Origin of the sequence: Streptococcus porci DSM 23759, from assembly GCF_000423765.1 — a bacterium.
GTDB classification, from domain to species: Bacteria; Bacillota; Bacilli; order Lactobacillales; family Streptococcaceae; genus Streptococcus; species Streptococcus porci.
On sequence record NZ_KE384089.1, the window covers coordinates 1 to 10953 of the forward strand.

General features: G+C 42.4%; 6 protein-coding genes and 3 pseudogenes. 7 read left to right on the top strand and 2 right to left on the bottom strand.

Annotation, left to right across the window (positions count from 1 at the left end):
- A pseudogene (locus G576_RS12705) lies at positions 1 to 339 on the top strand (hypothetical protein); the annotation flags it as partial.
- Between the two features lie 39 nt (positions 340 to 378).
- Here G576_RS12705 and ntdP read toward each other — a convergent pair.
- The gene (gene ntdP, locus G576_RS0109640; protein ID WP_027974417.1) at positions 379 to 912 is read right to left on the bottom strand and encodes a nucleoside tri-diphosphate phosphatase; all 534 of its coding nucleotides are present in this window, start codon (positions 910 to 912) and stop codon (positions 379 to 381) included.
- Between the two features lie 79 nt (positions 913 to 991).
- Positions 992 to 1768: a recombination regulator RecX gene (gene recX, locus G576_RS0109645; RefSeq protein ID WP_027974418.1), complete on the bottom strand. Its 777-nt coding sequence runs from the start codon at positions 1766 to 1768 to the stop codon at positions 992 to 994.
- A gap of 65 nt (positions 1769 to 1833) precedes the next feature.
- Between recX and G576_RS0109650 the strand changes: the two genes are divergently transcribed.
- The 6 genes and pseudogenes from G576_RS0109650 to G576_RS13740 all read left to right on the top strand — a co-directional run.
- Positions 1834 to 2781: a helix-hairpin-helix domain-containing protein gene (locus tag G576_RS0109650; protein ID WP_027974419.1), complete on the top strand. Its 948-nt coding sequence runs from the start codon at positions 1834 to 1836 to the stop codon at positions 2779 to 2781.
- Positions 2778 to 4136: a 23S rRNA (uracil(1939)-C(5))-methyltransferase RlmD gene (rlmD, locus tag G576_RS0109655; RefSeq protein ID WP_027974420.1), complete on the top strand. Its 1359-nt coding sequence runs from the start codon at positions 2778 to 2780 to the stop codon at positions 4134 to 4136. The genes G576_RS0109650 and rlmD overlap by 4 nt, the downstream gene beginning before the upstream one ends.
- 186 nt (positions 4137 to 4322) lie before the next feature.
- Positions 4323 to 4502: pseudogene (locus G576_RS13955) on the top strand (IS630 family transposase); the annotation flags it as partial.
- Between the two features lie 170 nt (positions 4503 to 4672).
- Complete coding sequence (locus G576_RS0109665; protein ID WP_027974422.1) at positions 4673 to 5578, top strand: glycosyltransferase family 2 protein; 906 nt, start codon at positions 4673 to 4675, stop codon at positions 5576 to 5578.
- Between the two features lie 54 nt (positions 5579 to 5632).
- The gene (locus G576_RS0109670; protein ID WP_027974423.1) at positions 5633 to 6688 is read left to right on the top strand and encodes a YSIRK-type signal peptide-containing protein; all 1056 of its coding nucleotides are present in this window, start codon (positions 5633 to 5635) and stop codon (positions 6686 to 6688) included.
- A gap of 123 nt (positions 6689 to 6811) precedes the next feature.
- Positions 6812 to 10953: pseudogene (locus G576_RS13740) on the top strand (MucBP domain-containing protein); the annotation flags it as partial.

The following is a 10953-nucleotide window of genomic DNA, read 5'->3' on the forward strand; positions in this document are numbered from 1 at the left end:
ATCAAGCGTCTTTGTGTGTATTTTAAAACCAAGTTTTCCAATCGGGTCAAGGATGAAATTCGTAGGCAAGAGAGCATCAAGCGGGGCTTTGACCGCATGGCTTATGATGAAATCAGTGAGGTGGCGCATTCTGTAGCAGATGGAGGTTTGGATGTGGCTGAATTGGTGGCGTATCAAGAGGCAATGGCAGTGCTTGGTCAAGAATTGAGCTTAGAGGAGCGAGATCAGCTAACTTACCTAATGAGTGGGGAATGTTTTCGAGGGAAGCGTGCTTTTCAGAGGAAAATTAGGAATAAGCTTGGCAAGTTGGGATGGGGAGCTGATTATGACTGGTTATGAGAACAGATAAAAAGCACTCTTGACGAGTGCTTGACAACTTTAACGATTCTTTAGTTCAAGATAACGTTTGTACCAAATGTTAACATAGGCAGGTGAGAATGGCCCTTTCTCATTATTGATCCAGTCAACGAGAATTTTGACGTTTTCTTTTAGGATAAAGTCTAAATCGTTTGAATAGCCCATCTGTTTCTTGTGGATTTCATACTCGTCAACATCAAGGAGCTTCTTTTCGCCGTCTGTAAAGACTTTGACATCTAAATCGTAATCAATGTACTTGAGAGCTTCTTGATCCATCACATGTGGACTGGCAATGTTACAATAATAAGAAACGCCATTTTCTCGTATCATTGCAATGATATTAAACCAGTATTTCTTATGAAAATAGACGATGGCGGGTTCTCGAGTTACCCAACGTCGTCCGTCGTTTTCAGTGACTAGAGTATGATCGTTGACACCAATCACTGCGTTTTCAGTTGTCTTTAGTACCATAGTATCGCGCCATGTTCGGTGCAAACTACCATCATGCTTATAACTTTGAATTGTAATAAAGTCGCCTTCTTTGGGTAATTTCATGGCAATCTTCTTTCTACAATAGTTATCCCTTATAGGATAGCACAATTTTCTGAAAAAAGCACGATTTTACTCATGGTATTTATAAAAAATCACCTAAAACCGAACGAATCTTATCGTAGTCGTAGCCCTTTCTTGCCAGAGTTTGAGTTAGGCGTTGTTTAAGTTCGTAATCTTGGTATTTTTTGGATAAACGGCGGTGTTGCTTTTCCAGTTCCTTATAGATGAGCTCTTCTTCCTGTTCTTCGTCTTTTTCCACTTCTAAACTTTCCAGCGCAGCTTTTGCTTCAGAAAATGAAAAACCTTTGTTCAGCAAAAATTGCAGGATTTTGTCTAAAAGTGCCTTTTGAGGGAGTTTATTTTGGTATTTGCGCAGCAGTTTTTCAGCAATTTTTTCAGCCAGGGGAGAAAAGTCGCTGTCGGCTAATATAGGATCAATTAGGCTAGATGAAATGCCTTTTTGAATCAATTTCTGCTTGAGGTGGTAGGCGCCTTTATCGCGGGTGTGGAGGTTGCTTGCGACGATTTGTCGGACGTAGTTTTCGTCATCAATCCACTTGTCCTCTTTGAGGCTTTTTAGGACTTTAGGGATTATTTTTTCGTCAATTTCATGCTGATTCAGGTAATCTCTGACTTCTTTTTCCGTTCTTTTCTTGAAAGAAAGGTGATAGAGTGCTAGATTTTTACCGTAGGAAAACTGAGCGAAATCCTTGACGGCCCTTAATTCTTCTTCAGAGATGGTCATACCTTTTGTCATCATAAAGCGGACGATAGTATCTTCAGTCACGTAAAGCTTTTCCGTCTCATCTAGCTCCACTAGGTAGAGACGTTTTTTCTTTTCAATCTTTGTAATTTTCATAGTGTTAATTATACCAAAAATGGTAAAATAAGAGAGAAATGAATGTTATTCAGAGAGAGGTATCTATGAAAGATAAGGATAAGGTTATTGACTTCGAGCAGTATCGTCAAGATAAGCTATTTGAGGACGAGCTATTGGAGACTATAGGTTATATGACCGATGAAGAGATTGATGACTTCTACGATTATATTGCTTTTGGATCCGAAGATGACGATAATGAGGAGTCAGGGGCTGATTTATTGAGAGAAATGAGGTTTTTAGAGGAGTTAGAGTCTGATGCTTACCATCAGTGTGTTTCTTTGCCTGAAAAATCTTGGAGAAACGAAGAATGTCGCCCATACCTCTCTGTTAAAATGGATTTAGCCATGCTTTATAAGCAAAATGGACTTTACCAGAAGGCTTTAACCCATTTTTTAGAGATTTATCAAGCTGATCCTAATGATTCCTTGGGATGTCGTTATGAAATCATGTCACTCTATGTTTTAATGTCAAATTATGAGATGGCGAGTGCATTTTTTAATAGCCATAAAGAACACAAGGAAGATGTTCTCATGCAAGTTCCTTTGCTAATTGCAGCAATTTTGAACGGTCATCAAGAAACTGCTGAAGAATTGATACTCCAGCTATGTGGTCAGGTTGATGGTTTTCTTGAATTTTGTTTGCAAGCTGAATTTCCAATGCTACGTGTTTTAGATGCGGGGGCTCTGGAAAGTTACCAACCCAATAGCGAAGATAGCCTCTATCTAGCTCTCTACAATGTTCTGCCTCTTTTGATGACTGCCTCTACTTATGTACAGGCTTGGCTTAACAATGATTTTGCAGAAGAGGATGAGTTTTTAGAAGACTTTGATATTTTGACTTCTGCACAATTGCAGAGCTTGACAAATTATGGCATCAGAACGGTTGCAGATATTGCCAATTATTCAGAAACTCAGTTGTTAGCTATTCCTAAAATTGGCAAAGCTACTTTGGAAAAACTAAAAGAAGCTGGAGTGATATTTAGCGAGAAATGAATTTACAAGTAAAACAAAGAATTCCTTTGAAAATCAAACGCATGGGCATCAATGGTGAAGGGATTGGTTTTTATAAGAAAACACTGGTTTTCGTCCCCGGTGCACTCAAGGGTGAAGACGTTTTTTGTCAAGTGACCAGCGTCAAACGCAATTTTGTCACAGCTCGGCTATTATCCATCACTAAAAAATCAAAATTTAGGGTCGAGCCAGCTTGTGTTATTTATCAGGAGTGTGGGGGCTGCCAGCTGATGCATCTGCGCTATGATAAGCAATTGGACTTTAAGGACGACATTATCCGCCAAGCTCTGACTAAGTTTAAGCCAGAAGGTTATGAAAACTACGAGATTCGACACACACTAGGTATGGAAAATCCCCAACATTATCGAGCTAAGTTGCAGTTTCAAACTCGTTCTTTGGGTGGTTCGGTCAAAGCTGGGCTTTATGCAGAAGGTTCACACAAGCTTGTCAGTATCGAGGATTGTCTGGTTCAAGATCCGCTGACGCAGGCCATTATCAATCGTATCGTCAAACTTCTAGACAAGCACAAGATTCCCATCTATAATGAACGAAAAATTGCCGGTATTCGGACTGTCATGATTCGTAAAGCTCAGGCAACAGAACAGATTCAAGTGATTTTCGTAACTAGTCGTGTTCTGCATTTGGCTCCTCTTGTGAAAGAATTGACGATGGACTTTCCTCAAATCAAAACGGTAGCACTCAATTTAAATAAGTCAAAATCTAGCGATATTTATGGCCAGAAGACGGAGATTCTTTGGGGTCAAGAAACCATTTCAGAGGAAGTTTTGGATTACAGCTTTGCCCTTTCTCCGCGTGCTTTCTATCAGCTCAATCCCCAGCAGACACAGGTACTTTATCGTCAAGCTGTCGCTGCTCTTGATGTGACTGAAAAAGATCATATCATCGACGCTTATTGTGGTGTTGGGACCATTGGTTTTGCTTTTGCGGATAAAGTCAAAAGCGTGCGCGGTATGGATATTATTCCTGAAGCTATCACAGATGCCAAGAAAAATGCACGGGCCATGGGCTTTGATAATTGTTATTATGAGACTGGAAAAGCTGAGGATATCATTCCTAAATGGTACCGAGAAGGTTACCGAGCTGACGCTATTATAGTTGACCCGCCACGAACGGGTTTGGATAAGAAATTGCTAGACACCATCCTAACCTATCAACCAACACAGATGGTTTACGTTTCATGTAACACCTCTACTTTAGCGCGTGATTTAGTCACACTGGCAAAAGTGTATCACGTTGAGTATATTCAAAGCGTTGATATGTTTCCTCATACTGCACGAACAGAGGCGGTTGTGAAATTGTCCAAACAATCATATTAATCTTGAAATCAATGAAGACAACCTCAAATATATTTCAGTCAATAAGGAAGCCACTTATTCAGAAATCAAAGATTATGTCTTTAGAAAATTTGAATTAAAAGTATCTACCCTTAACATTGCACAAGTTAAAAGGAAACTTGGGATAACTGAGCGAGAGAACTATAATCTCTCTAAGAAAGAAAATCAATGAATCCTATTGAGCAAGTCTGGGCCGAGATTCGTAAACTTGGATTCAAGAATAAAGTATTTAGGACTTTAAATGAGGTCATTGATAAACTTGAAGAGGTAATTCAAACCTTAACTGCTTATCAACTCAAATCAATTGTACATAGAGACTGGATTTCCACTATTTTTGATTCTAAATGAGTAATAATTGAATTTTTGTTTTAAATATGTTAAGCTTACAGCGTGTGTTCCTTTTTCACGAAGTCTTACAATCCTTGTAAAAAAAGGATATTTTATAAAAAGGACAGCCTTTGATATATATATATATATATGCTAGTTATTTATTGTTTTAATGGAGAGGAGGAGATGTTTTGACAGAGAAAACTCAACCATCTGTAACGGTGCTTATTCCTGTTTATAATGGGGAGGAACACATCGGAGATTGTTTGGATAGTCTATTGAAACAAAGCTATGATAATTATCAGATAGTGGTTGTTAACGATGGTAGTAGGGATAAAACTTTAGAAAAATTGCAACAATATCCTGTGAAAATTCTTTCCTATGAGGAGAACAAAGGCATTTCCTATGCCCTTAACTATGGCATTGACCATATCGATACAGATTATATCATCCGTATGGATGCAGATGATTTGGCTCATTATGACCGTATTCGGATACAGGTCAACTTTATGGAAAATAACCCACGGGTCTTTATGAGTGGCTGTACCAGCTATCCAGGCCCTGTTCATGGCAACAAGTGGGAGGTGGCTTTTGGTGAAAGACGCTTGACCACCTTTAATGAATTGAGGATATTCTACCTTTTTCATCCCTACCTCCTGCACCCTGGCGTGATTTTTAGGACAAAGAGCTGGAAGGAGAAAGGGTACCGCTATGACTCCCGCTTCGATGGGGTTGAGGACTTTGAGCTTCACAGGCGAATCATCATGGAAGAGGAGGTCTACCTGCTTCACCTCCATCTGATCCATGTTCGAGCTAGAGAGGGCAGTGCTTCGTCAGTCCCTCAGTCTGTCACCCTCGAGCGACTGAATCGGGCCAATCGCCACTTTTACCAGAGCCATAGAGTGCCCTACGAGGGAGATATGCTCTATCTGGGCAAGACCATGTTCCCTGCTACCTACTCGACCAGTAGAGCAGAGCTAGAAAAAGCAGAGAACTTTGCCTGCCAGCTACTGGAAGTAGACTATTTCAAACAACGGCTGAAGAGGGACATCATCAAGCCACTCTTTGCCTATCTCTATCAAATTGCTAGAGAATAAGGTTCACTTGTCTATTCAGACTCATTTCAGAACTTTAAAAAAGAGGAAAATAAAATGTTAGATAAGAAAAAAATAAATTTTCGTCGTAAGCGGATGATGACACCTGATAAACGCTACCGCTACTCGATCCGCAAGTTTAATGTGGGTATCGCTTCGGTAGCCATCGCTGCCTTCATGTTCTTAGGCAACGGTGCGGTATCTGTTTCTGCAAATGATTTGGCTTCTAACGAGGAAGTAATTCCTACTAGTGGTCCAGTAAGTGAGGAAAATCTGTCATCTTCCACTGAGATAAAAGAAACGGAGCTAGTGCCTTCGTCTACACCTCTGACTGAAACTTCTGAGGAAACGCCAACTGCCTTGCCTCTACAGTCGGAAAAGGTTGTTACAGAAGAGACAGTTCCAGCGACCGAGAATGCAGATTCCCTTCCAACAAACGAATCACAGGAAGAAAGCTTGGGCACAAAAGAAAGTGACGATGCCTTAGCAGCAGCCAAGAAGGTTCTCGAAGAAGTCATCTCAGAAGCGGAAGTCTTGTCAGCCGATGCTCTTCGCAAAGCAGCTAAGTCAACAGCAGACACAAGCTCGCTTCAATCAGCAGCTAATGCAACCAAAGCAGCAGCAGAAACAGCCAACCAAGTCTTTGCGGATGAACATGCCAGTCTTGAAGATATCAATGCCCAAATCACAGCTATCCGTACCGCAGTAGGAAACTTGGGTCCAGAGCTGACAAGCTTTACAGGAACGGAAGAAGTGACGGTTATGCTAGCTGCAACGACATCAGGGGTAGCAGATGCCAACCAAAGCGGTATAGATGAGATTTCCGAGCGTACGGGACAATATACGGCTATCAGCGTAACGCAAAACTTCAAGTGGACGGATATAGAGGAAAATCCTATCATTGCACTTAAGATGGCGGATGGAAGCTATAAATATAAGAAGTTTAGCGGTACGGTTACCGTGGATATAGCTAAGGCGGCACAACAAGCAGGCGAATTTGAAGATGCTGCGGCATACAAAGCGGCAAACGGTCCATTGCAGGCAGACGATAAAGTATATATTATTCAGGAATCGGACTTTACCTCCGCCCCGACCTCTATTGAGGAAAGCTAAGACCTGACGAAGTTCCACCATAGAGAACATCTGATTTTTGGTGGGGATCTTATTTATGAGGGGGCTCCTATTGAAGATCTGGCTGCTCCTGATGCTGATGCGACTTATAGTGCATTTATAGCATTGGCACGACCGGACTCCTTTGTATCGGAGATTGGGTTTACGGATACGGGTTGGGATAGTGATGGTGTATTCTCGCCGAGATATTTGCCGAAAGAAAATAATACTGTGTTGGTGGCGGACAGTATCCGTGAGGCTTTGGGGCAGGCAGAACAGAATGAACAGTCTTACAAGAATTTTGGTTTGTTCTTGTCGCATATAGATGGAAACGATGATAAGGTCAACAAGCCAAATACCGTCATGGAATTGCCGAAAGGCGTGGAGGTGGTCTTTGCAGATAAGAACAGTCAGCCGACAACCTTTGCTGAGGCTATGGCCGAGATTCTGGAGGCACTCCGATATGATGAGAATTATGAGATAGTAAATCATAAAGACACATTAAAATTTAAGTTTATCGTAAAAAAAGATGGACAAATTATCCAAGAAGATGCAGCCTGGAGAGAAATCACATTACATGTGTATTCTAGTACCGAGAAAGTGCAAGGGCTGGTGAAAACAAAGCTCACCAACACACAAAATAACTTTGCAGCGGGCATCGTAGACAATATCGACTTCTCCGGCTTGCCGGAAGAGATGAAAAAAGAAGCGATAGAGATGGAGAAAACATATCGGAATGTGGACGGAAGTCTACCGCAAGACGGAGCACTGCCGCAATTTTCGAATCCGGACAATAAGCACTATGACTGGATAAATAAGGACGGTGAAGGAAGTGACGGTAATCACGCTACATCACCGGCACGATATTTCCCGTATGACATGGATTTATTTCAGGGAGATGGAGGTAAAATTAATAAAAAGCTGCTGGGATATATACCTTATATCCAAGCTTACAAACGTGGGAACTCTGATGTTCCTATTGACGAACCTGGGATTACTCCCAGTGAGCATGATAAGGAATTGGTACCATATTTCACCCTAGGTTCCATCTTTTCAAAAACCATGTTTGGTCGTTTTATGACTCCGGAACCGGGAGGCGTGAATGGAAGCTATTGGCACTCGTTGACGCAGGCGATGCCTATCCCGCAGCTTGACTTTGAGCCTGAGGTCAATCTGGATATCGTAACCCTTTCCGATAATCCACAACCGAATCCAAAGGGAACAGTCAAGATTGTCTACAAGGCTTTGAATGCTGATGGTACAGATGTAGATAGCAGTGTGGTTCTAAGAGCAGATGTCACTGACACAGAGGATGCAGCAGTAGGTACACCATGGAATGCGGCGGAGCAGGAAAAAGATGAAAAACCAGAGACTCTTACGCATGAGGCGACGAATACTGTCTACCACTTGGTGAAAACAGCTGTCGTTGTGCCTGGTGTCGACGGTGAGAGTACGCAAACAGAAGGCACTGTCGTTGCAGGTGATACGGTGGTTACATACTTCTATGCACCAGAACAAACTGAAACAATCCCTACAGAGAACAAAGCCAAGGTAACTGTAAATTACTATATCTTGGGTACAAGCACACCTCTTCAACCAAGCTACGAAGATACTCCAGCTACTAAGATTTCGGAGACGGTAACAACCAACACCTATTATCTAGATGCCAATAATGAGCGTGTGCCAGTAGGTGCACCGAAAGTAGTAACCAATCCAGTTGATCCAGCGGTGACTTATAATACAACTGAAACCAAGAATGGTAAAGAAGAACGTCCAACCACACTTGAGTCAGGTGGCAAGACTTACCACTTGGTAGAAACAGCTACAACCTTCACAGACGGAACAGGTATCAGCGGCAACTTGACCAAGGATACAGTTGTAAATTACTACTATGCGGAAGAGCAAGTAGAGGAAGGTGTAATCGAAGAAAAAGGGAACGTCACAGTCAAATATGAGACAGAAGGTGGCGCACCCTTGAAACCAGCCTATAAGGATAGTGAAAACGTCCTTGTCTCAAGCACTCCAACGACAAGACGTTATTACCTAAAAGATGGCAATAAGGTTTACTTAGATGAGCAACCAGTTCGTGGCACAACAACAAAAACTGATGCGACATACGATACTCGTGAAGACAAATCAGCAACGGGTGGAGTAAACGAAAAACCAGCTACTCTTACAGATGAATCAGGTACTACGTATCACCTCATCAAGACTAAGGACAAAACTCCAGAGAATGGAACCTTGCCAGCAGGTGATACAGTCGTAACCTATGTCTATGCCCCAGAACAGACATGTGAAGTATCAACCCCATCAAATGGTAGTGTCATTGTGGAGTACAAGTTGGAGGGCAGTGAAACACCTGAAAAACCAGAAGGTACAAAACTTCAGGCTGACTTCAAAGACACAACGGATCAATTGGTATCGTCTTCAACCGTTACTGAAACCTACTACGTGGATGCAAATGGTGAGGAGCAGGTAACCAATACCAGCGAACCTGTTGTAACGCTAACAAATGCGACCTATGAAGTGACTAAGGACGAAGCGCCAGATGTCTTGACAATTGGTGGGAAGACGTACCACAAAGTTCGTGTAAATGGCACAGAAAACGGCACACTTCCAGCAGGTGAGACAAAAGTTACTTACTACTATGCGGAAGAGCAAGTAGAGGAAGGTGTAATCGAAGAAAAAGGGAACGTCACAGTCAAATATGAGACAGAAGGTGGTGCACCCTTGAAACCAGCCTATAAGGATAGTGAAAACGTCCTTGTCTCAAGCACTCCAACGACAAGACGTTATTACCTAAAAGATGGCAATAAGGTTTACTTAGATGAGCAACCAGTTCGTGGCACAACAACAAAAACTGATGCGACATACGATACTCGTGAAGACAAATCAGCAACGAGTGGAGTAAACGAAAAACCAGCTACTCTTACAGATGAATCAGGTACTACGTATCACCTCATTAAGACTAAGGACAAAACTCCAGAGAATGGAACCTTGCCAGCAGGTGATACAGTCGTAACCTATGTCTATGCACCAGAACAGACTGAAATAATCCCTACAGAGAACAAAGCCAAGGTAACTGTAAATTACTATATCTTGGGTACAAGCACACCTCTTCAACCAAGCTATGAAGATACTCCAGCTACTAAGATTTCGGAGACGGTAACAACCAAAACCTATTATCTAGATGCCAATAATGAGCGTGTGCCAGTAGGTGATCCGGCTGTAGTAACCAATCCAGTTGATCCAGCGGTGACTTATAATACAACCCTCACTAAGGCAGATGGTACAGCAGAACGTCCAACTACACTTGAGTCAGGTGGCAAGTCCTACCACTTGGTAGAGGCAGCGACAACCTTCACAGACGGAACAGGTATCCGCGGGAACTTGACCAAGGATACAGTTGTAAATTACTACTATGCGGAAATCAAGGACGAAGTCACTACTGAACCAACCAACGGTTCCGTAACGATTAAGTACGAAACTACAGATGGTACTCCATTACGCGACGACAAGGAAGACACCGCTTCAACTGCTATTAGCACTAAGACTACAACTAAGAAGTACTATGAGTACGATGGTCAAAAAGTCTATGTTGGTGACCCAGTAGAGTCAACAGAAACTGTAGATCTCTCTTATAACACAACAGAAGAAGACAAAGATGAGAAACCTGACACCTTGCAAAAAGATGGTAAGACTTACCAACGTGTTGCAGTGAAAGCTGGCTCAGCAGATGAGAACGGTAAAGTTACAGGCGACCACGTCGTAACCTATGTCTATGCGGAAATCAAGGACGAAGTCACAACCGAACCAACTAACGGTTCCGTAACGATTAAGTACGAAACTACAGATGGTACTCCATTACGCGACGACAAGGAAGACACCGCTTTAACTGTTATTAGCACCAAGACTACCACTAAGAAGTACTATGTGTACAACGGTGAAAAAGTCTATGTTGGTGACCCAGTAGAGTCAACAGAAACTAAAGACCTCTCCTATGACACAACAGAAGCGGACAAAGATGAGAAACCTGAAACCTTGCAAAAAGGCGATAAGACTTACCAACTTGTTGCAGTGAAAGCTGACTCAGCAGCTGAGAAAGGTAAAGTCACAGGCGACCATGTCGTAACCTATGTCTATGCGGAAGTGCCAGAGGAACCTAAACCGGAGGAACCTAAGCCAGAGGAACCTAAACCAGGTGAGCCAACCCCACCGACGGACGGAGGAGTTAATCCGCCAACAGACGGAGGCACCACCCCACCGAC

Bases quoted from the DNA above. Each gene is read 5' to 3' on its own strand.
- ntdP (WP_027974417.1), bottom strand. From the start codon at position 912: ATGAAATTACCCAAAGAAGGCGACTTTATTACAATTCAAAGTTATAAG.
- recX (WP_027974418.1), bottom strand. From the start codon at position 1,768: ATGAAAATTACAAAGATTGAAAAGAAAAAACGTCTCTACCTAGTGGAG.
- G576_RS0109650 (WP_027974419.1), top strand. From the start codon at position 1,834: ATGAAAGATAAGGATAAGGTTATTGACTTCGAGCAGTATCGTCAAGAT.
- rlmD (WP_027974420.1), top strand. From the start codon at position 2,778: ATGAATTTACAAGTAAAACAAAGAATTCCTTTGAAAATCAAACGCATG.
- G576_RS0109670 (WP_027974423.1), top strand. From the start codon at position 5,633: ATGTTAGATAAGAAAAAAATAAATTTTCGTCGTAAGCGGATGATGACA.